This window comes from Nitratidesulfovibrio liaohensis, assembly GCF_011682075.1.
Lineage (GTDB): Bacteria > Desulfobacterota > Desulfovibrionia > Desulfovibrionales > Desulfovibrionaceae > Cupidesulfovibrio > Cupidesulfovibrio liaohensis.
Genome location: NZ_VSMK01000164.1, coordinates 1 through 22,236 on the forward strand (window position 1 = coordinate 1; position 22,236 = coordinate 22,236).

General features: G+C 64.1%; 19 protein-coding genes and 1 pseudogene. 17 read left to right on the plus strand and 3 right to left on the minus strand.

The annotated features are described in order from the left end of the window. Positions 1 to 479 (plus strand): TIGR03936 family radical SAM-associated protein (locus tag FVW27_RS06785; protein WP_167123809.1); only part of this gene is annotated, 479 nt, incomplete at its 5' end. A gap of 223 nt (positions 480 to 702) precedes the next feature. Beyond that, positions 703 to 975: a hypothetical protein gene (locus tag FVW27_RS06790; RefSeq protein WP_167123811.1), complete on the plus strand. Its 273-nt coding sequence runs from the start codon at positions 703 to 705 to the stop codon at positions 973 to 975. 333 nt (positions 976 to 1,308) lie between these two features. Here FVW27_RS06790 and FVW27_RS06795 read toward each other — a convergent pair whose 3' ends face one another. Next, on the minus strand, positions 1,309 to 3,273 hold the full coding sequence (locus tag FVW27_RS06795) for an STAS domain-containing protein (RefSeq protein ID WP_167123813.1): 1,965 nt from the start codon (positions 3,271 to 3,273) through the stop codon (positions 1,309 to 1,311). Positions 3,274 to 3,716: 443 nt separating this feature from the next. On the opposite strand from FVW27_RS06795, the gene FVW27_RS06800 reads away from it, so the two are divergent. From FVW27_RS06800 to FVW27_RS20885, 15 genes are all read left to right on the plus strand, one after another. Beyond that, entirely contained in the window at positions 3,717 to 6,524 is a 2,808-nt protein-coding gene (locus FVW27_RS06800; protein ID WP_167123815.1) for a M16 family metallopeptidase, read from the plus strand. 254 nt (positions 6,525 to 6,778) lie between these two features. Next, entirely contained in the window at positions 6,779 to 7,429 is a 651-nt protein-coding gene (locus FVW27_RS06805) for a LysE family translocator (protein WP_167123818.1), read from the plus strand. A gap of 218 nt (positions 7,430 to 7,647) precedes the next feature. After that, positions 7,648 to 8,748, plus strand: a complete 1,101-nt coding sequence (gene ychF / locus FVW27_RS06810) for a redox-regulated ATPase YchF (protein ID WP_167123819.1) — start codon at positions 7,648 to 7,650, stop codon at positions 8,746 to 8,748. A gap of 190 nt (positions 8,749 to 8,938) precedes the next feature. Next, complete coding sequence (locus FVW27_RS06815; protein ID WP_167123821.1) at positions 8,939 to 9,388, plus strand: hypothetical protein; 450 nt, start codon at positions 8,939 to 8,941, stop codon at positions 9,386 to 9,388. 8 nt (positions 9,389 to 9,396) lie between these two features. Next, positions 9,397 to 10,464: a serine/threonine-protein kinase gene (locus tag FVW27_RS06820; protein ID WP_167123823.1), complete on the plus strand. Its 1,068-nt coding sequence runs from the start codon at positions 9,397 to 9,399 to the stop codon at positions 10,462 to 10,464. Between the two features lie 145 nt (positions 10,465 to 10,609). Then, positions 10,610 to 12,259 (plus strand): phosphoglucomutase (alpha-D-glucose-1,6-bisphosphate-dependent), encoded by a 1,650-nt coding sequence (gene pgm, locus FVW27_RS06825; RefSeq protein WP_167123825.1) that lies wholly within the window; start codon positions 10,610 to 10,612, stop codon positions 12,257 to 12,259. A gap of 240 nt (positions 12,260 to 12,499) precedes the next feature. Next, a complete protein-coding gene (locus FVW27_RS06830) occupies positions 12,500 to 12,913 on the plus strand; it encodes a response regulator (protein ID WP_012611379.1) in 414 nt (137 codons plus the stop codon). Positions 12,914 to 13,234: 321 nt separating this feature from the next. Then, positions 13,235 to 13,618, plus strand: a complete 384-nt coding sequence (gene gcvH / locus FVW27_RS06835) for a glycine cleavage system protein GcvH (RefSeq protein ID WP_012611378.1) — start codon at positions 13,235 to 13,237, stop codon at positions 13,616 to 13,618. 16 nt (positions 13,619 to 13,634) lie between these two features. Next, a complete protein-coding gene (gene gcvPA, locus FVW27_RS06840) occupies positions 13,635 to 14,966 on the plus strand; it encodes an aminomethyl-transferring glycine dehydrogenase subunit GcvPA (protein ID WP_167123827.1) in 1,332 nt (443 codons plus the stop codon). Beyond that, a complete protein-coding gene (gene gcvPB / locus FVW27_RS06845) occupies positions 14,963 to 16,408 on the plus strand; it encodes an aminomethyl-transferring glycine dehydrogenase subunit GcvPB (protein WP_167123829.1) in 1,446 nt (481 codons plus the stop codon). Before gcvPA ends, gcvPB begins: the two co-directional genes overlap by 4 nt. Further along, on the plus strand, positions 16,398 to 17,819 hold the full coding sequence (locus tag FVW27_RS06850; RefSeq protein ID WP_167123831.1) for a dihydrolipoyl dehydrogenase family protein: 1,422 nt from the start codon (positions 16,398 to 16,400) through the stop codon (positions 17,817 to 17,819). Before gcvPB ends, FVW27_RS06850 begins: the two co-directional genes overlap by 11 nt. A 155-nt stretch (positions 17,820 to 17,974) precedes the next feature. Continuing rightward, positions 17,975 to 19,012, plus strand: a complete 1,038-nt coding sequence (locus FVW27_RS06855; RefSeq protein ID WP_167123833.1) for an OmpA family protein — start codon at positions 17,975 to 17,977, stop codon at positions 19,010 to 19,012. 66 nt (positions 19,013 to 19,078) lie between these two features. Then, a complete protein-coding gene (locus FVW27_RS06860; protein WP_167123835.1) occupies positions 19,079 to 19,684 on the plus strand; it encodes a hypothetical protein in 606 nt (201 codons plus the stop codon). A 365-nt stretch (positions 19,685 to 20,049) separates the two neighbouring features. Then, positions 20,050 to 20,673 (plus strand): peroxiredoxin, encoded by a 624-nt coding sequence (locus FVW27_RS06865; RefSeq protein ID WP_167123837.1) that lies wholly within the window; start codon positions 20,050 to 20,052, stop codon positions 20,671 to 20,673. Between the two features lie 442 nt (positions 20,674 to 21,115). After that, a complete protein-coding gene (locus FVW27_RS20885; protein WP_243838263.1) occupies positions 21,116 to 21,259 on the plus strand; it encodes a hypothetical protein in 144 nt (47 codons plus the stop codon). A gap of 54 nt (positions 21,260 to 21,313) precedes the next feature. On the opposite strand, the gene FVW27_RS06875 is transcribed toward FVW27_RS20885, so the two are convergent. Further along, positions 21,314 to 21,679, minus strand: a complete 366-nt coding sequence (locus FVW27_RS06875; protein ID WP_167123841.1) for an Hpt domain-containing protein — start codon at positions 21,677 to 21,679, stop codon at positions 21,314 to 21,316. Positions 21,680 to 21,964: 285 nt separating this feature from the next. Beyond that, positions 21,965 to 22,236, minus strand: a pseudogene (locus tag FVW27_RS06880) (tetratricopeptide repeat protein); the annotation flags it as partial.

The window sequence follows — 22,236 nt, forward strand, 5'->3', positions numbered from 1 at the left end:
TGGGCGTGGCCAGCCGGGCGGAATGGCTGGCCGTGTACCTGCGCGAATACCGCACCGCCGACGAGGTGCGCCGCGCCCTGGATGGCGGCCTGCCGCGCGGCATGCGGGTGACCTTTGTGGAGGAACTGCCCGTGGGACGCAACACCGCGCCGCAGCCCGCCGGAGAAACCTTCGAACTGCGCTACGGCGTGGACAGCGCCCGCCGCGATGTGCTGCTGCAGGCCTGGCGCGACTTTGCCGCCGCGCCCGCGCTGGAATGGACGCGCGAAACCAAGAAGGGCCCGCGCACCACCGACATCCGCCCCCTGTTCAGGTCCATCGAGGTGCGCGACGACGGCAGCGTACTGCTGGACATGGACTGGACCGAACTGTACGTGTCGCCCCTGTCGCTGGCCCGCGCCGTAACCCCGCAGGCCGAAATCCATGAGGTGCACCTGCTCAAGCTGTCCCAGCACTTTGACGGGGTGGCGCGCGCATAACCCGCCGCAACGTTGCATGTCTTGCAGGGCTGCTCCCGTCAGGGGGGCGGCCCTGTTTCTTTTGAAAAATCGTTCCATGCGACATTCAATCGAAAATGGTGATCGAACTTTCCGCGCCAGCGGACAGCGGAAAGATTCTGGTTGCCCCGCACGGGGAATGATTGCCATCGCCTGAAGCGACACTATCTTTCCCATAGGCGGGCACACCCGCCGGGAGGCAACCATGAACATCACCGCCACCATCCTCTCGGACAAGATCCGTGAGATTCATCCGGCGCTGGACAGGCACGGGATTGATCTGCACGTCAGCTTCGACGACGGCAAGGACGCCTGGATCATTCGCCTGCGCAAGAACGGCAACGAGTTGTGGACGCACATCAACGCTGCCGATGCCGCCAGGTGCCTGGACGGCATTGAATGCGTGCACCTGGGCGTGCAGGTCGGCCAGTTCATCAACTACTACTGCGACGGCCCCGTGGCTGCCTGCGCGGCCTGACCGCCCGGCCAGCCGCCACACGCAGGGCAGGCTGTCCGCCCGAAAAACGATAGTTCCCACCTGCCGCTCAACGGATGGCCGCGCGCACTCCGTTCCGCCCCCTTCCGCACCCTGCCTGGTATCCGCCCGGACTCCTTCTGCCATTCTTCTGGCTGTCATCTGCTCTCTGCCTGCCACGCCCAAGCGTCCATCCCCGATGCCCAGCCGCACCACGCGGCGGCGCAAGGCGCTGCTGCACACTGATCCACGCCACGAAAAAACGGCGCGTTCCCCCACGGGAGCGCGCCGTTTTGCAAATGCATGACCGAATCGCGGAAGACAGTGCCGCCGGGGCTACACCCCCTCGGCCAGCAACAGCTTTTCCAGCCCCACGCGGCGAATGCCCGGAACGTCAAGTCCGGTGCGGCGGGCCGCCTCGGCCACGGCTTCGGACACCAGTCCGGTGGCTGCCAGGTCCACCCCGCGAGCCCGCGCGGTGACGGCGGCCGATTGCAGCAGTTGCACCAGAGTCAGGTCCGCCGCCGTGACGCCGGACAGATCGATGCGCACCGTCGCAAAGCTCCCCAGCACGTCCAGCAGCGCCTCGCGCAGATCGGCCCCGCGTTCGATGGTCACCTCGCCGGACAGCACCAGTACGCCCTTTGCGCCGCCCAGGGGTGAAGAATCCCCGTCGGCGGCGCGCACGGTGAACCCGGCCACGGTGCGGCTGGCGGCTCCGGCGGAAATATCCAGGGCCACGCCGTCAGCAGGCCGCTCGGCCAGCACGGCATCCAGGTACGAAAGGTCGGGGGCGTCGCCGCTGTCGGCAAACAGATCGGCGTCAGGATCGTCATCGGGATCGGCAGCAAAGACAGGGGAAGCAGCGGAAGCAGCCTCGTCCGCCATGCTCGCCTCACCGTCGGGATGCTCGGCTTCGAATCGCGCCGGCGGAACACCCTCCTGCCCGGATCGATCGGAAACATCGTTCAATCCCGACCCATCATCGGCATCGACAAACAAATCGGCATCGGCGTCATCAGTCGCAGCGCCCATCCCCGCACCTTCCGGGGCTGCATCATCCCCCACCATGCCGCCGATCAGCGAGGCCAGGGCACGCCGTGACGGATCATCGCCCCCCTCTCCATCCCCGTCATCATCAAGGGCCAAGGCGTCCATGCCGGCGGCAAGCTCCGCCTCCAACTCCGCCAACCTGCGTTCCTCGGCATCGGGGTTCACCACCGTGCCGGAAAACCTGCTTTCGTCGTCGGTGCCGTTGTTCATGGTATCCTCCCGCAGTTTCCGCATGGCCGTATCGTACTGGCGCATCAGGTCGTCGATGCTATCGGCGTCGGGAGCCTCGCGCACGGCCATGGCCGCCATGGTGGCGGTGCGATCCGGTGCGCGCTGCCACCCCGGCTCGCCGCGCCGCACCCCTTCCACGTCGATGGGATGCACTCTGGCCGATTCCACCTGAAATACCGTGTTCACAAGATCCGGCTCCAGGATCGACGCGTACAGCACGTGCAATCCGCAGCCGGGCATTCCCGGCCCGGCACCGTCAGGTCCGGGCACGAAGCGCGCGTCGAGCACCAGACCGCTCTTGCGCAGGAAGGCCAGCAGCCCCAGCGGGCTCAGGTCCTTGCGCAGCAGGTCGTCGGTACCGCCAAACTCCACCACGTACAAATACAGCCCGTCGCGCCGGGCGCGCAACACGTCAATGCCGTGCAGGACGAACAGGCAGTGCCCGTCGGGATCGCAGACCGGCAGCAACTCGCGCGCGGGCACCCGCAGCGACTCGGGCAGCGCCTCGTCCAGCAGGGCCACCAGCCGCAGCAGCGCCCGTCCGGCGGGCGAATCTTCCTGGTCAAGCGCGTGTGGGTCGCCGGAAACGCACACCGCCGGATACTGCCCGGCGGCCTCGGCAAGCTGGGCGTCCCCGGCGACGTTGGCACCAGCCGCCACGTCAGGGGGATAATCCCCGGTGGGTTCATCAGCGCCTTCCTCCGTCTCCACCACGCCCGAAAGTCCGGCCAGCGCCCGCATGCACCCTTCCAGCGCGGATACGACAGGCGCGGAAAGCGGCAACGTTCCGTCACGTGCCAATTCGCAGGCTATCTCTACCAGGCGTGCCATGCGGCAGGCGCCCTCCAGCCCCAGCAGGCCCGCCGAGCCGCGCAGGCCGTGCACCAGGCGCGACAGACGGCCCAGCAGTTCCGGGTCGGTCCGTTCACCCGCCATTTCCAGTTCCAGCAGGTGCACGTCGGCCTCGGCCAGCACGTTGCCCACGTCGTTACGGTATTGCTTGAGAAGTCGTTGCATTGCCTTGTGATCTGTACGCCTGCCAGCGTAGCGGAAACATGATTATGCGGGCACCCGGCCCTTCGCCGGGCAGGGATGGGCCAGACAGAGCCGCGTTGCGGCCGTGTCGATGCCGCCCCCGCTGGGCGACGACGCGCCCGGCCCCGTCTGCAAGCGCCCCCGCCGCAAGGCTTTCCACTGCATCCGTAGCAACAAAGCGCCGTTTTGTCTTCCGCAGCCACCTTGCCTTGCGCCGGGAAACGATTACATGTACCTGTCGGCCCCGCCGTACAAAGCCCGCCCACGCGGCCTTGTTCGCGGCGTCGGCAGACCGACGCCCCCGGCCCCGCGACCGGCCCTTTGCAAGGGCCGCGCCGCTCGTTTCACGGCCATCACCGACTGCCTTCGACAGCCGGTACGACACAGCGCACGCCGCCCCGCGCGGCGCATCGGAGACATTCGCAATGCGCACCTTTCTCACCCTGTTTCTTCTCCTCGGAGCCCTGACGATGCCGACCGCAGCCACGGCCGCCACGCCCACAGCCCCGGCCCCGCAGCTGACCCGCCTTTCCAACGGCCTGACGGTGCTCATCCAGCCGGACGAGCGTTTTCCGCTGGCCTCGCTGCGCCTGTACGTGCACGCCGGTTCCACCTACGAAACCCCGCGCGAGGCAGGCATAAGCCACGTGCTGGAACACATGGTGTTCAAGGGCACGGAAAGCCGTCCCAAGGGCGCCGTGGCCCGCGACGTGGAGCGCGCGGGCGGCTACCTGAACGCCGCCACCAGCTTCGACTACACCGTGTACCTTACCGACATGCCCGCCGCGCAGTGGAAGCTTGGCATGGACGTGCTGAAGGACATGGCCTTCCATCCCACGCTGGACCCCGCCGAGCTTGAGTCCGAAAAGGAAGTCATCCTGGCCGAACTGCAACGCGGCGAGGACAGCCCCGACAACCGGCTGTTCCAGCACATGCAGGCCCTGACCCTGAACGGCACGCCCTACGCATCGCCCATCATCGGCCTGCGCGAGACCATCAAGTCGTTCACGGCGGACGACATCCGCGACTACATCCGCAGGCACTACCAGCCGCAGTCCATGCTGCTGGCCGTTGTCGGCAACGTGAACCCGGCGGAAGCGCTGGCCGAGGCGCAGCGCCTGTTCGGCGATCTGAAGAACGACGCCACGGTCACCCCGCCCGCGCCCATCGACGCGGAAAAACTGCTGGCCCAGCCGCTGACCCTCATCGACGGCGGAAAGGCCGACGGCGGCAAGGCTGCCACGCCCGCATCGGCCAAATCCGAAAAGGCCGCCAAGCCCGCCAAAACGGAAAAGGCCGCCAAGCCTGCCGCTGTCGCCGCACCTGCGTCGACGGTGCCTACGGTCAAGATCGAACCCGGCCCGTGGAACAAGGTGTACCTGGGCATCTCCTTCCCGGTGCCCGGCTTTGCCGACGCGCAGTCGCCCCAGCTTGACGTGCTGGCCCACCTGCTGGGCGGCGACCGCACCTCGCTGCTGTACCGCACCTACAAGTACGAGAAGCAACTGGTGGATTCCATCTCGGTGTCCAACTACAGCTTCGAGCGCGTGGGCATGCTGAACATCATGGCGGAACTGGACGCCGACAAGCTGGACGCCTTCTGGACCGCCCTGACGGCAGACCTGGCCTCGCTGTCCGCAGACCGCTTCACGGCGGAAGACATCGAACGCGCCAAGCTGAACCTGGAAGACGACATGTTCCGGGCCAAGGAAACCCTGCCCGGCCTTGCCTCCAAGCTTGGCTATTTCCAGTTCTTCACCGGCATGCAGGGCGAAACCAACTACCTGCGCGGCCTGCACGACGTCACCCCCGCCACCCTGCAAGACCTGATCAGCCGCTGGCTGCGGCCTGAACGGCTTTCCGTGGTGGCCCTGACGCCGGAAAAATCGCAGACGCCCGACCTTGCCGCCACGCTGGCCAAGGCCTGGCCCGCCCCGGCCCGCGCCGGGTCCGACGCCGCATCCGCAGCCGTGGCCGACAAGACCGAGATCATCGACCTTGGCAAGGGCCGCACGCTCATCCTCATGCCCGACGCCACCCTGCCCTACACGGCGGTGGACATGGTGTTCAGCGGCGGCAACGCGCTGCTGCCCGCAGACAGGCAGGGGCTGGCGTCACTGGCCGCCAGCGCGCTGGTGAAGGGCACCCTGCCCACGCCGCAGTCCGCCGGGGCGAAAGCCGCTGGCATCGCGGACGGGCTGGACGCTCCGTCCATGGAGGCCTACCAGTCCGACCGCGCCGCCAGCCTTGGCGCGTCCGCCGGACGGCAGACCTTCAGCCTGGGCCTGCGCCAGCCTTCGCGCTTCAACGACGACATGTTCGCCCTGCTGGGGCAGGTGCTGACAGCGCCCGCCTTTGCCGACGCGGAAGTGGCGCGCGAACGGGTGAACCAGGTGGCCGCCATCAAGGCGCGCGAGGACCAGCCCATGGGCCTGGCCTTCCGCCATCTGACGCCCTTCCTGTTCCCCGGTCACACCTACGGTTACTACCATCTGGGCATGCCCGAGGCGGTGCAGCAGTTCGGCGTGGCCGACGTGCGCGGCTTCTGGGCACAGCAGGTGCGCCAGCCGTGGGTGATGGCCGTGTGCGGCCAGTACGACCGCGAGGCGGTCATCCGCCACGCCAGGGAACTGCCCGCGCCCGACGCCAAGCCCGCCACCCTGTCCGCGCCCGGCTGGAACAAGGACAAGGGGCTGGACCTGCACCTGCCGGGCCGCAACCAGGCCCACCTGATGCTGGTGTTCCCCACCGCGCCGCTGAAAAGCGACGACACCCCCGGCCTTGAGCTGATGCAGGCCATCCTGTCCGGCCAGAGCGGCCTGCTGTTCCGCGACCTGCGCGACGAGCAGGGCCTTGGCTACACCGTCACCGCCATGAACTGGCAGTCGGAAAAGGCCGGGTTCATGATCTTCTACATCGGCACCGAGCCGGGCAAGCTGGAACAGGCCACGCAGGGCTTCAAGGACGTCATCGCCCGCCTGCACGCCGACCGCCTGCCCGACGACGAACTGCGGCGCGGCAAGAACCAACTGGAAGGCGACTACTACCGCGAACACCAGCGCCTTGGCAGCCGCAGCTCCGAGGCGGCGGTGCTGGCATCGCAGGGGTACCCGCTGGCCTTCAACAAGCAGGTGGTGGACAAGGCGGCCAAGCTGGACGCCGAGGCCCTGCGCGCGCTGGCCCGCAAGTACCTGAAGGTTGAGGGGGCGTACACCGTGCGGGTGTTGCCGTAACGAACACCGCGCAAGGCTGCGCGAGGCATGAAACACCCTTAGCAAAATGCCGTTCCCGCGCCGGGGCATCCGCATGGATGTCCCGGCGCTTTCATATCCGCTGCGGAGGGCAGCGTGCGGATTCCGAGAGCAGCGCCCCCGCTCACCACCAAGCCCCTGCCCCCCGGCCCTATCGCACTTCCCCTGCCCCCCCAACGCTTCCTCTTTCCCCCCGCTGCCTGTACAACGACGCGACACACTCACCGGAGCATTCCATGGAATTCGCGACCCTGGCCGCCATGAGCACCTATGCCATCGCCATGAGCGTCACCCCCGGCCCCAACAACACCATGGTCATGTCGTCGGGCCTCACCTTCGGCTTCTGGCGCACCATGCCCCACCTGCTGGGCATCTCGCTGGGCTTTCCGCTGATGATCATTTCCGTGGGCCTCGGCATGGACCGGATTTTCGCCGCCGTGCCGCAACTGCACGACTGGCTGCGCTGGGTCGGCTCCGCCTACCTGCTGTGGCTGTCGTGGCGCATCGCCACCGCCGCGCCGCCCACGCCGGGCGAGGCCGCGAAAGGCCGCAACGCCGCACGCCCCATGACCTTCATCGAAGGGGCGCTGTTCCAGTGGGTGAACCCCAAGGCATGGCTGGCCGCCGTGGCCGGGGTGACCACCTACGTTTCCGGGCATGGCGGGGCGGAATCTGCCCTTGCCGCCAACGTGCTTGGCCTGCACGGCGTATCCACTGAACTGCTTGCGCTTACGGCAGTGTTCGCGGTGATGGCCTTCCCGTCCGTGGCCCTCTGGTGCGCGGGCGGCACGGCCCTGCGCGGGCTGCTGCAGTCGCCCGTGGCTGTGCGCTGGTGCAACGCGGTGATGGGCGCGCTGCTGGCCATTTCGGTATTCTCGCTCTTCTAGCCACGACGACGCGCCGGGCTGCCTTGCAGGCCCGCCGCTCCCCACTGCAACCGCTGGCCCCACTGGCCCACACGGCCCCCCGCTGGTCCCCATCCCCGCGCGCCCTTTCCAAACAGCGCAAAAGACGCTATGAAGCCCCGGCGGCCACGCCGCCCCCCAACCCGCGCCCCGCGCCGCATATGGCGCGCGCGCCATCATCGCAATTTCCGGAGACAGACATGGCTCTCAGCATAGGCATCGTCGGGCTGCCCAACGTGGGCAAGTCCACCCTGTTCAACGCGCTGACCAAGGCCCAGAACGCCGAGGCGGCCAACTACCCCTTCTGCACCATAGAACCCAACAAGGCCACGGTGGCCGTGCCCGATGCGCGCATCGACAAGCTGACCGAAATGGCCAAGCCGCAGAAGACCATCAGCGCCACGGTGGACTTCATCGACATTGCCGGGCTGGTGCGCGGGGCCAGCAAGGGCGAAGGGCTGGGCAACCAGTTTCTGGCCAACATCCGCGAATGCGCCGCCATTCTTGAAGTGGTGCGCTGCTTCGACGACGAGAACATCACCCACGTGGACGGGGCCATCGACCCCATCCGCGACATAGAGACCATAGAGACCGAACTGCTGCTGGCCGACATCCAGTCTGCCGAAAAGCGGTACGACCGCCTGGCCAAGACGTCGAAGTTCGACAAGGAGGCCAAGGCCGCGTCCGACGAACTGGCCCGCCTGCTGGAACACATGAACGCGGGCAACCCGGCCTCCACCTTTGAAGGCAAGGACAACGACCTGTTCAAGCAGGCCATGCGCGAAATGGGCCTGATCACCGCCAAGAAGGTCATCTACTGCGCCAACGTGGACGAGGCCAACCTGGACGGCACCAACGACCACGTGCGCCGCGTGCGCGAACTGGCCGAGCAGCGCGGCTGCGACATGGTGGTGATCTGCGCCAAGATCGAAGAAGAACTGCAGGGCCTTTCCGACGAGGAACAGGCCGAGATGCTGACTTCTTACGGCATCAAGGAAAGCGGACTCGTCAGCATCATCCGTACCGGCTACCACACGCTGGGCCTGGCCAGCTACTTTACCGTGGGCGAAAAGGAAGTGCGCGCCTGGACCATCCAGCAGGGCTGGAAGGCCCCGGCCTGCGCGGGCGTGATCCACACCGACTTCGAACGCGGCTTCATCCGGGCCGAAGTCATCGGCTACGACGACTACGTGAAGCACGGCACCGAGGCGGCCTGCCGTTCCGCCGGGGTGCTGCGCGTGGAAGGCAAGGAATACGTGATGAAGGACGGCGACGTGGTGCACTTCCTGTTCAACGTGTAGGAAGGCCTACGCGGCGGAAGATAAGAAAAGAAAGAGAAAAAAACGAACCCCCCGGATGGCCACGCGGACATCCGGGGGGTTCGTTTCATTACAAAAACACGCCTTTAAACTTGACCGGCTACACATATACACATAAATTAAATCAAAATACATAAAGCACGTCAACTTCAATAGACAACAAGGAAGACTCATGAAAATTATCGGACTTCGATTTTCACCTGACTCATTTCGCTATGCGGTGCTTGAAAAGAACGACGGCATAATAAACTTCACCAACGCAAACAACGAGACAAAGGTATGCAAACCTGCAGACCTAGATAACATTGATGACATTTGCGCATGGATTTATGATGAGATCAAACGTATCATTACCATCAACAACGACGTTTCAAATATTGTTATAAAAACAAATGAATACAGCACAGACACAAAATCAAAGCGCACAACAATTTACCTTGAGGGCGTAGCTACCGTTGCCTCAAAATTAGAAGGAAAACCTGTCACATTTAAGCTATATAGCCAAATCGGCGTATCATCATCTAATGTTAAAGACAGAATGGAATCAAGATATGGAAAAACAAAAAAATATTGGGATAGTAAAATTGCAGACGCAGTAGCCGCCGCAGCAGCATCCTTTTAGAGGAAATTATGCTCGCACCAAATATTCTCACCCCCGGACTTCAACTATACAAGTTCACCTTAATAGAAAAAATCGGAAGCGGGAACTTTGGGAACGTATGGAAAGCAAAAGACAATGTATTAGATTGTGAGATAGCATTAAAAATACTAATAAACACCAACGAAAACATCATCAACCAACTCCACGAAGCAAGGGTTGGCAATCGTTTAGATCACAAAAATCTCATAAAAATACACTATGCCGACATAATAGAACATGAAAATTTAAAATTAATATGTATTGCTATGAACTACATCCCCGGAGGAGCATGTACAACCCTAAAATGCCCTGGAAATTTCATAGCCATAGACACAGCGATTAATCTCATTAAAAATGCCACAATGGGGCTTGAACATTTACACCACTTAAACTTTTTCCATAACGACATTAAACCAGGCAACATAATGGTTGGAGCAAATGGCGAAGGTATTCTATCAGACTATGGAATATGCAGCTATTCTCCAAATAATGTTCCAGTGTGTCCCTCCAGCAACTATCTTCCTCACTGCGCCCCGGAAATTCTCTCTCAAAACACCATCAGCGTTAAGACGGACATATACCAGCTCGGGCTTACGCTATTCAGAATGACAAACAACCTTGGCCTAATCACTAATAAATTCTCGCAAAATCAAACAAAATTTCGAGAAGACTCGCAAAAAGGAAAAATAATCACCGATGACGATTATCAGCCTTTCATCCCACCCGTTTTGAAAAGAATAATAAAACGAGCAGTCCATCATGATCCAAATCAAAGATATGGTTCTGCTCTTGATGTAAGGAGAGATCTAGAAAAAATACGACTCAATGGATCATGGATAATTGATGCTTCAGGAAACTACATAGGAAATGACGATAAATTTAATTACTCCTTCCAGATATCAAAAGATACACACGGACTTTACGCATTCAACCCACAAAAAATAAGCAAAAGAACTGGACATCGTCAAAACCACCAAAAGTTCGCCCAAAAAGGTTTAACCCAAAAGGAGCTTAAAAAAGCCACCTCGGAATATATGCTATCGATAGTCGACGCATAACAGCCACCAGCTATGAGTTCCGCTTTTGATTTATCTACATCATCCATTATAACTCCCCCCCACCCTTGCGCTCGCCCTGCCCCGACGGTATACAAATTCTCCAAACACTTCGGCACACTTCGCGCCGTCAGGACAGGAGCACGCCATGGCAACGCATCCGCAGGCCGGGCAGCGGCCCGAAGCTTCGCAACTGGTGGACATTCCGGCGCTGGTCGCCGCCTACTATACCGAGCATCCGGATACCGCAGCGCCCGAGCGGCGCGTGTCCTTCGGTACCTCCGGCCACCGGGGCGGCGCGCTGACCGGCAGCTTCAACGAGGAACACATCCTCGCCGTCACCCAGTCGGTGTGCGAATACCGCGCGCAGGCAGGCATAACCGGCCCGCTGTTCCTGGGCATGGACACCCACGCCCTGTCGGAACCCGCCCACCGCACCGCGCTGGAAGTGCTGGCCGCCAACGGCGTGTCCGCGGTCATCCAGCAGGGCGGCGGTTACACCCCCACCCCGGTCATTTCGCACGCCATCCTCACATGGAACGCGGGCCGCGCGCAGGGGCTCGGTGACGGCATCGTCATCACCCCCTCGCACAACCCCCCGGAAGACGGCGGCTTCAAGTACAATCCGCCCCACGGCGGCCCGGCGGACACAGACGCCACCAAGTGGATTCAGCGCCGCGCCAACGAACTTCTTGATGGCGGCAACCGCGCCGTGCGCCGCATGCACCTGCGCGATGCGCTGGCCGCCCCGTGCGTGAGCCAGCGCGACTTCGTGCGCGGCTACGTGGCCGACCTTGCATCCGTGGTGGACATGCCCGCCATCAAGGCCGCGGGGCTGAAGCTGGGAGCAGACCCGCTGGGCGGCTCGTCGCTGGCCTACTGGCACCCCATTGCCGAAGCCTACGGCCTCGACATCACCGTGGTGAACGACGCGGTGGACCCCACCTTCCGGTTCATGCCGCTGGACAAGGACGGCAAGATCCGCATGGACTGCTCGTCCCCGTGGGCCATGGCCGGGCTGATCAATCTTCGCGACAGGTTCGACGTGGCCTTCGGCAACGACGCCGACGCAGACCGCCACGGCATCGTCACCGCATCGGGCCTGATGAACCCCAACCACTACCTGGCCGTTGCCGTGTGGTACCTGTTCCGCCACCGCCCGCAGTGGTCGCCGCAGTGCGCCGTGGGCAAGACGCTGGTCACCAGTTCCATGGTGGACCGGGTGGCCGCATCGCTGGGCCGCAAGGTGGTGGAGGTGCCCGTGGGCTTCAAGTGGTTCGTGCAGCCGCTGCTGGAAGGCAGTTGCGGCTTCGGCGGGGAAGAAAGCGCCGGGGCGTCCTTTTTGCGGCGCGACGGCACGGTGTGGACCACCGACAAGGACGGCCTGCTGCTGAACCTGCTGGCGGCGGAAATCATGGCCGTGGAAGGCCGCGACCCGGCGGAACTGTACACGAAGCTCACCGAACAGTTCGGCGCGCCGCTGTACGAGCGGCTGCAATCGCCCGCCGGGGCGGAACGCCGGGCCGTGCTGGCCAACCTTTCGCCCGACGTGCTGACCGCCACCGAACTTGCGGGCGCGCCCATCACCGCCATGCTGACCAAGGCCCCCGGCAACGGCGCGTCAATCGGAGGCTTAAAAGTCATTACCGACGACGGCTGGTTTGCCGCGCGCCCCTCCGGCACCGAGGACATGTACAAGATCTACACGGAAAGCTTCAAGGGTTCCGAACACTTGAAACGCATCCAGCAGGAAGCCGTGGACATCGTGGACCGGGCCTTTGCGGCTGCCGGGGTATAGACGGCAGACGGCACTATAACGCCGCCTTATAGAAAGACGCGCGGGGCGTTAACGCTCATTGACCGCGCCATCGCACACGGCTATGTTCGTCAGCAATTCCGGGGGGCGAACGCGTAGCGCGCCAGCCCAAGGACAAGACGGACCGCACCGTGTTTACCGGGCATCCATCAGGCCGCCGCCCCACGCAGGCGCGGCGGCGAAACCACGGCGCACCACGCGCGCAGGCAGAAGGACGTTCCGATGAAATTCCTGGTCGTTGACGACGACTTCGACAGCCGCAGACTGGTCCAGAAAATCCTTCACCCCTACGGGTATGTCGACATCGCCACCGACGGCGAGGAAGGCGTGCAGGCCTTCGCTTCCGCCCTCAAGGACGGCGAACCCTACGACGTGGTCACCCTCGACATCCTCATGCCCAACGCCGACGGGCAGCAGGCCCTGCGCGAAATCCGCGAAATCGAAAAGGAAGAGGGCGTAGCCCCCGAAAAGGCCGTGAAGGTCATCATGATCTCCGGCCTGGACGATTCGCAGGAAGTGCACGACGCCTTCTTTCTGGGCGATGCCGTCAGCTTCATCGTAAAGCCCATTCGCCGCCAGCTGCTGCTGGACGAAATCGAAAAGCTCGGCGTGCATCTGGAAAAGACCGAAAAGTAGGCACGCCTACTTCCCCTTTTCAATGTGTCGCGCACTTGCGGGTCGCGCCGTGTCCGGCTATTACCGGTGCACCGGCGCGCTACCCGTGTTCCCCGGTGCGTCCGGCGTGTACCTTGTTACCGCAGCAAGGGCCACGCCGCATCAGCCGTACCACCTGCATCGGGGCAGACCGCGCCACCGTACCGGGGCAGACCGCGCCCCACATTGTTCGCGACAGCGCCACACACCGCAGCCGGGCCGTGACCGCCGCGCCCGCGCCGCGCATTCCACTCACCCCCCACTGGCCCCCACCACAGGCCGACCCCTTCCAGGAGGCAACACATGTCCATTCCCGCCGACCTGCTCTACACCGATACCCACGAATGGGTGCGCATCGAAGGTGACGAGGCCGTCATCGGCATCACCCAGTTTGCCCAGGAACAGCTGGGCGACCTGACCTTCGTCGACCTGCCCGCCGTGGGCGACACCCTGGCCACCGGCCAGGAAATGGGTTCGGTGGAATCGGTGAAGGCCGCCAGCGAACTGTACTCGCCCCTTGCCGGCACCGTCAGCGCCGTCAACGACGCCCTGTCCGGCGCGCCGGAACTGGTGAACCAGTCGCCCTACACCGACGGCTGGATGGTGCGCGTGAAGCTTTCCGCCACGCCCGAAGGCCTGCTCTCCGCCGCCGACTACGAAGCCGTCGTCGCGCGCGAAGCCCACTAGCGGCAAGGAGCAGCACATGCCGTTCATCCCGCACTCCCCAGAGGAGGTCCGGGAAATGCTCTCCGTCATCGGCGTGCAGAGCATCGAGGATCTTTTCGTCGATATTCCGGCAGAGATGCGCCCGCGCAGCTTCGAGCTGCCCCTTGGCCTCAGCGAAATGCAGGTGCTGGCCAAGATGGAAGAAATGGCCGCCCGCAACCGCACCGACGTGGTCAGCTTTCTGGGCGGCGGTTTCTACAGCCACCACATCCCGGCTGCCGTCGATGCGCTGGTCTCGCGCGGTGAATTCTACACCGCCTACACCCCCTACCAGCCGGAAGCCTCGCAGGGCACCCTGCAGGCCATCTTCGAGTACCAGACGGCGGTGTGCCGCCTGCTGGACATGGATTGCGCCAATGCCTCCGTATATGATGGAGGCTCGGCCATTTTCGAAGCCATGATGATGGCCGTGCGCGCCACCAAGCGCCGCAAGCTGGTCATCGACGAGGCCGTCAGCCCCATCTGGCGCACCATGCTGGCCTCGTACACGTCCAACCTTTCGCTCGATCTGGTCACCGTGCCGCAGGTGGACGGCAAGTCGGACATGGCCGCCCTGAAGGCCGCCGTGGACACCGGCTGCGCCGCCGTGGTGGTGCAGAACCCCAACTTCTTCGGGGTGGTGGAAGACTTCACCGACCTGTTCGCGCACGCCAAGAGCCAGAAGGCCGCCTCGGTCATTTCGGTGTACCCGGTCATGCAGTCGGTGCTGAAAACGCCCGGTGAAATGGGCGCGGACATCGCCGTGGCCGAAGGCCAGTCGCTGGGCCAGCCGCTGAGCTTCGGCGGGCCGTACCTCGGCATCATGACCTGCACCAAGGACATGGTGCGCCAGATGCCGGGGCGCATCGTGGGCCGCACCAACGACACCGAAGGCCGCACCGGCTACGTGCTGACGCTGCAGGCGCGCGAACAGCACATCCGCCGTGCCAAAGCCACGTCCAACATCTGCTCCAACCAGGCCCTGTGCGCCCTGCGCACGCTGGTGCACCTGTGCCTGCTGGGACCGGAAGGCCTGATCCGCACGGCGGAACTATCCATGGAACGCGCCCGCTACGCCATGGAACGGCTGACCGCCATCGCCGGGGTGCGCCCGCTGAACACCGCCCCCTTCGGCAACGAATTCGCCGTGCGGCTGCCCATTCCCGCCTTCGAGGCGGTGGACAGGCTTACCGCGCGCGGCTACGTGCCCGGCTTTCCCGTGGGGCGCTACTACGCAGGCATGGACGACGTGCTGCTGGTGGCCTGCACCGAAAAGAACAGCTTCGAACAGGTCGGCATTCTGGCCGAAATGCTGGGAGGTATCCTGTGAAGACCGCCTTCGCCGCATCCGTCCCAGGCCGCACCGCCTGCCTGCCCGCACAGCCCAAGATGCATGCGGCGGACATGCTGCCCGCAAACCTGCTGCGCGCCAAACGCCCCGCCCTGCCGGAACTGGGCGAGCTGGACGTGGTGCGCCACTTCACGCGGCTGTCGCGCCTGAACTTCGGGGTGGATTCCAATTTCTACCCCCTCGGCTCGTGCACCATGAAGTACAACCCCAAGTTCACCGAACAGGTGGCCGCCCTGCCCGGCTTTACCCGGCTGCACCCGCTGATGGCGCAGTTGAAGGGCGCGGGCCAGTACACCCAGGGCGCCCTTGAGGTGATGTGGGAAACAGAGCGCCTGCTGTGCGAAATCACCGGCATGCGCGCGTTCACCCTGCACCCCATGGCGGGCGCGCACGGCGAGCTTACCGGCGCCATGCTCATCGCCGCCTACCACAAGGACAAGGGCAACCGTAAGACCAAGGTCATCTGCCCCGACTCCGCCCACGGCACCAACCCCGCATCCGCCGCGCTGGCCGGGTACGAGGTGGTGAACATCGAATCCAAGGACGGCATGGTCGACCCGGACGCGCTGGAAGCCGCCCTGGACGACGACGTGGCCGCCCTGATGATGACCTGCCCCAACACCCTGGGCCTGTTCGAAAACCACCTGCCGCGCATCGTCGAAAAGCTGCGCGCGGTGGACGCCCTGCTCTACTACGACGGCGCGAACCTGAACGCCATCCTCGGCAAGATGCGCGTGGGCGACGTGGGCTTCGACGTGGTGCACCTGAACCTGCACAAGACCTTCGCCACCCCGCACGGCGGCGGCGGCCCCGGTGCCGGTCCGGTGGGCGTCAGCGAACGGCTGGTGCCGTACCTGCCCATCTCGCGGGTGGAAAAGCTGCACGACGGACGTTTCTACCTGAACTACGACCATCCGAAGTCCATCGGCTTCATGGCTCCGTTCTACGGCAACTTCGGCGTGCTGCTGAAGGCCTATGCCTACATCCTGCGCCTGGGCGGCGAAGGGCTGGAACGCGTTTCGGAATACGCGGTGCTCAACGCCAACTACCTGCGCAAGCGGCTGGAAAAGGTGCTGGAAATCCCCCACGACCGCATCTGCATGCACGAGTTCGTGGCGTCCGCCTGCAACCACGCCGAATGCGGCATCCGCGCGCTGGACGTTGCCAAGGCACTGCTGGACAAGGGCTACCACGCCCCCACCATCTACTTCCCGCTCATCGTCAAGGAATGCATGATGTTCGAGCCCACGGAAACCGAGAGCAGGCAGACGCTCGACGAATTCGCGGACGACCTCATCGCCATTCTGGAATCGGCGGCCCAGAACCCCGACGCCCTGCACGCGGCCCCGGTGACCACGCCGGTACGCAGGCTGGACGAGACGGCTGCGGCCCGCAACATGGTGCTGACGGATGACGCCTAGCACCCGCTACGACATGATCATACTCGGAGGAGGGCCCGGCGGAAGCCGGGCCGCCTTCGATGCTGCGGCGCGCGGGCTTTCCGTGGCCCTTGTGGACCGCGACGGCCTGGGCGGCACCTGCCTGAACCGGGGGTGCATCCCCACCAAGCTGCTGCTGGGGGCCACCGCCGCCCAGCCGCTGCTGGAAGCGCAAAAGAAGCTGAAGGGCGCCGAAGGGCACATCGCCTTCGACCTGCCCGCCCTGCAACAGCGCAAGGACAGGTACGTCAAGGGCACCCGTCAGGCGCTGGAAAAGCGCCTGAAGGCGGCGGGCATCGCCGTGTACGCGGGCGAGGGCCGGGTGGTCGCCGCGCCGCAAACCGGTGCGGACGGCGAACTGGCCGTCATCGCCGCGCAGGCCGACGGCACCACGCAGGAAACCCGGCTCGGCTGGGGTACCCTGATCGTGGCCACCGGCTCCACCCCGGCCAGCTTTCCCGGCCTTGCCGCCGACGGTGCGGCGGTGCTCGACTCCACCGCGCTGCTCGATGTGACCGAAGCCCCCGAAAGCCTGATCGTGGTGGGCGGCGGCGCCATAGGCCTGGAAATGGCCGACTTCTTCTCTCGCCTTGGCTCGCGCATCACCATCGTGGAAGGCATGGGCCGCCTGGCCCCCACCGAGGACGCGGAAGTGGGCGACACCCTGCGCAAGGTCTATGCGCGCGAGGGATGGACCATCCACACCGGTCGCAAGGTGGCCTCGCTGGCGACCGTTGACGGCCACGCCGTGCTGCGCTTCGAAGACGGCGAGGAACTGACCGCCAGCAAGGCCCTGCTGGCCGTGGGACGCCGCCCGGCTTCCGCCGGAATCGGGCTGGAGGCGCTGGGCGCAACCCTGCGCGGCCCCGGCTGGGTGCAGACCGACGAGAGCCTGCGTGCGGCGCCGCACGTATACGCCATTGGCGACGTGAATGGCCGCACCCTGCTGGCCCACGCAGCGGACCACCAGGCCCGCTACGCCGTGCGCCACGCCTGCGGCGACACTGCAACGCCGTACGATGCGGGTGTGATGCCCGCGTGCATCTATGGTCATATGGAGGCAATGCGGGTTGGCCCTACTGCGGAAGAGTTGAAGAATGCGGGTTTTTCCCCCCGTGTTTCGCGCTCTATGCTCATTGCCAATCCCATTGCGCAGGCGTATGGAATGACGCAAGGTTTCATCAAGATAGTCTGGGTTGACGGGCGTATCCGGGGCGTGACCGCCGTGGGCCACGGCGTTTCGCACCTGGTGACGCTGGCTGCCGTGCTTGCAGGAGGGAGCGGCACGGCAGTTGGCTGGACCGCGCATGACGCGGGTAACGTCATTTTCGCCCACCCGACGCTGGATGAAGCGCTGGAAGCTGCCATGGAGGCTCCGCAAGAGCCTGTGTAACGGCATGCGGCCCGTAAAAAATCGGAAAGATTGTGCCTAAAGCGCAGAATGGTCTTGTCATGACCATATTTTGACGGTAACTTGCACAATATGAAGATAATTCCGGGCTGGAGTTTTTTTCCTGCGTCAACATCAGCTATTTTTTGGAGGCTCCCATGAAAATCTCGAAACTTCTGACTCTGGTCGCGGCGCTGATGCTTGTCTGCGCTGCTCCGGCCTTCGCCGCCGGTCAATCCACCCTTGTGCCCAAGATCGCCAGCTTCGACTTCTTCGTGGACTATTCCGGGTCCATGATGATGTCCCACGAGAAGACCGGCAAGAACAAGATGGAAATGACCAAGAAGCTGCTGTCGGCCATCAACGCCAAGATCCCTGCCCTGGGTTACGAAGGCGGCCTGCACACCTTCGCCCCTTCGACCGAAATCCAGCCCGTGGCCGCGTGGGACAAGGCGTCCTATGAAAAGGCCATCAAGAAGCTGAACGAAAACGAAGACACCTTCGCCCGCATGACCCCCATGGGCACCGGCCTGCAGAAGGCGACCTACGCCAAGGCCATGAAGCGCAAGGCCGCCATGATCATGATCAGCGACGGTGAATCCAACCTGGGTTCCGACCCGGTGGCCGAAGCCCAGTTGCTGCTCTCTACCAACCCCGGCCTGTGCCTGCACGTCATTTCCATGGCCGACAAGCCCGCCGGCCAGGCCACCCTTGACGCCATCGCCAAGCTGAACGGCTGCTCCGTCACCGCCAAGGGCCCCGAACTGCTGGCCAACGAAGCCGCCCTCGACAAGTTCGTGCGCGACGTCTTCTACGAAGAAAAGGCCGCCCCCGCCGCTGCCGCCGTCGCCCCCATGGACGAAGTGATCGTGCTGCGCAGCATCCAGTTCGCCCTGAACTCGGCCAAGCTGGACGCCACCGCCACCAGCATCCTGATGGAAACCGCCGCCATCCTGAAGTCCAAGAAGGGTTCGGTTGAAGTTGCCGGTCACACCTGCAGCCTTGGCACCGACGAATACAACCAGAAGCTGTCCGAAGCCCGCGCCAAGTCGGTCAAGGACTTCCTGGTCAAGCAGGGCGTTGAATCCTCGCGCCTGATCACCAAGGGCTACGGCGAGTCCAAGCCCAAGTACGACAACAGCACCGAAGAGACCCGCAAGCTGAACCGCCGGGTCGAACTCTCCTTCATCAAGTAGCACAACGGACCATGAAGGCCCGGTGGGGAAACCCGCCGGGCCTTTCCGCAAACGGAGACGAAGTCGATGAAGCAAGGCCGCATCGCAATGGCCGCAAAGGCCCTGACGCTGCCCGTTACCCTGGCCCTGGCCCTGGCCCTGCCCGGGGCTGTTTGCGTTTCTCCGGCAGTCGCGGCGGATACCGCTACGGCGCCGCAGACCCAGCAGACCAAGAAGGCCGCTGCAAAGACCACGGACAAGACCGCCAAGGCCACCCAGTCCGCCCAGAAGCCCGCCGCCAAAACCACGCAGGTCGCCAAGGTGGCCCCCGCCAAGAAACCCGTGGGTGAGACCATCGAGGACGTGCACGACAAGCTCGATACCCTGGCCCGGGCCAAGCTGCGCCACATGAACGAAAGCCTGCGCCCTTGCCAGACCCGCAAGGACGTGGTGCAGAACGGCAACGAATTCGTGGCCCGCTACATGGCCGTGGACCCCGACTCGCTCTCCACTGATGTGCATGACGCGCAAGGCCCCGGCGCCAAGTACGTCGGCCTCATCGTGTATCACGAGCAGGAATTTGAAAGCCGTGCCGCCACCAAGGAAGCCGCCCTCACCGGCAACTTCTCCGTGGTCAAGGCCCGCCGCGTCACCGAGATCATCCGCTACGACAAGGGCAAGTGGATCGACTGACGGTCGGTCCCGTACCCGCCTGCCTTCCGCAGACGCCTTACGCCGCATGGATTCCGCATCCGTGCGGCGTTCGTGTTTGGATAGCCTGTCACCGCCAGTGGCGACGTCCCCCTTTCCCTGATGCCTTCAGCCAACAACTGCCGCCCAACAGCCGCTCATCTGCCCCATCCGGGGGTGCACGGCACGGTCCCTGTCGGCGTGCAGAAAACGAGGGCGCCCGGTGAAGGCGCGCTGCATGCCGCACATATCCCGGCCACGAGCGCGATATCACTTTTCTTCATCACCCCCTTGACGGTTCGGCCCGACGATGCCATAAATGATACCAGAAATCATTACTGACAAATCTTTCAAAGGAGCCATCGAACATGAGCTGCCCCACCCAAGAATACCCTGCCCTTGCCACCGTTGGCCGTCCGGTCAAGCCCTTCACCCTTGAAACTTACGATCCCACCGAAGGTTCCTTCGGCCAGATTTCGCTCGAAAAGCTGCAACAGGACCGCAAGTGGACCGTGCTGGTGTTCTACCCCGCCGACTTCACCTTCGTGTGCCCCACCGAATTGGCGGACCTTGCGGAGCGCCATGCGGCGCTGAAGGACATGGGAGTGGAGGTGATCTCTGTATCCACCGACACCAAGTTCGCCCACCTTGCCTGGCGCAATTCCGAGCGCCTGCTGGAAAACGTGCGCTACCAGATGGCCGCCGACCCCACCGGCGCGGTGGCCCGCTACTTCGGCGTGTACGATGAAGGCGCGGGAATTGCCCTGCGCGGCACCTTCATCATCAACCCGGAAGGCACGCTGGTGGGGTCCGAGGTGAATTTCTACAACGTGGGCCGCAACGCCGCGGAACTGGTGCGCAAGATGCAGGCCAACAAGCACCTGCGCGACCACCCGGCGGAAGCCTGCCCCGCCCGCTGGGAACCCGGCGCCCGCACTCTGACCCCCTCCGAAAAGCTGGTGGGCAAGGTGTACGAGGATCTCATCCCCTAGGAGCCGTTTCCAGATTAGGATTTTCATTCGTTGGCAAGGAAAACAAGCCCGCCATGAAGGAGAGTCTCAGCCGTTGGGCGAGCGCGCAGTGCGAGTCTTACGGATAGGGACCGTAGCGCGCGGACAAGGACAGCAACGCGACGGGGCACGACAGACGTCGTGCCCCGTATTGTTCTGCCGCAGTGGCAGGCACAGCTGGCAGTATGGTAGCCCGCGTGCCCTTGCCTTGCCCCGGCAGCGGCCATAACTGACAAGTACCAGGCATGCGGCCTGTACCGGCCTTACATGCAGGATGGGCGCGTGGACGCGCCCGGGAGGATCCATGGGGAACCGTCACGATTCGGCTGTGGCAAGGCACGCGCAACAGGAAACGGCCACAGCGCCCCGCGGCTTCAGGGAAGTGCTGCTATCGCCCGGCGATTGCAGCGGGTGCGGAGCATGCATGGAACTGGCCCCCGACATCGTCGGCTGGCGCGAAGGGGACGAACGGCCATTTCTGGTCAGCGACATGGCCCCGGACGGGGTGCTTACCGAACTGATGGCCTTCTGCCCGGAAGGATGCTTCGAAGACGGCGACGCGTCATGAAGCGACCCGGCTTCCGCAGTATCCCGTCTGCTCCTGCCTGCGCCCGCCGTCCGGTCAAGCTCTGTTGGCCGTCAGCCACGCCCCGATCTGCTCGCGCGTGACTTCCGCATCTTCCAGCAGGCCCAGCCATTCCAGACGGGCGTCAGCCATGTTTTCGTCGCGGCAGGCCTGGTCCAGGGCGGCGGCCCGATGATGCAGGCGCGACGCGCCGATGGTGGCGGAGGCCCCTTTCAGGCTGTGGGCAAGGCGCGCAAGGTCGCCCAGCCGCCCTTCACCCAGGGCAGCCTGCATCATGGTCAGCCGGTCGTCAAAATCGGGCAGAAAGGTGTCGAGCAGCAGCGTGAGGAATTCGCGGTCACCCTGCAGGCGGTGCAGCACGCCATCGATGTCGAAGACTGGAGGGAGAGGGGACTGGCTCATGGGGCACTCGTGACGGCTTGCCGGCCCACGCCGCTGTCGAACATCCCGGCCGGGATGCGGACGTGGTGCCGAGGTTCATCAGCCAGCCTACGGCAACACGCCCCTCGTACGCAAGTGGATACCCTTTGCGCTGGCTTCATCATCGGTATTTGAAATGTGAAAACCACCCCTTGCGGGGTGGTTTTCTATGCTGGCACGCTCACCCGTGCAGTACCTGTTTCGGCCCCAGCCAAGGCCGGGCCCGATCGCCGCACGGGTCACCGCCCCGTCAACAGCCCCGTCGCTCTACGGCAGATATTCCACGGGACTTGGCGGCAACGCCGGGTCGGGCACATCGCCCTTGTCCATGCCGCGCCGGAACATGTCGCGCGAACGCTTCATCTCTTCCAGGGCGTTGGCCTGGGCGGCCTCGCGCGCGTAGATGTCTGCCGCCTGCGGCCCCAGGGCCAGTTCGTCACTGCGCAGCAGGTCCACGCGCGGACGCACCGCCCGGAGCACCTCGAACCTGTCAGTAGTCCAGCCGGACCACGCCGCGCGGGCCGCGTCGCCGTCGCGCG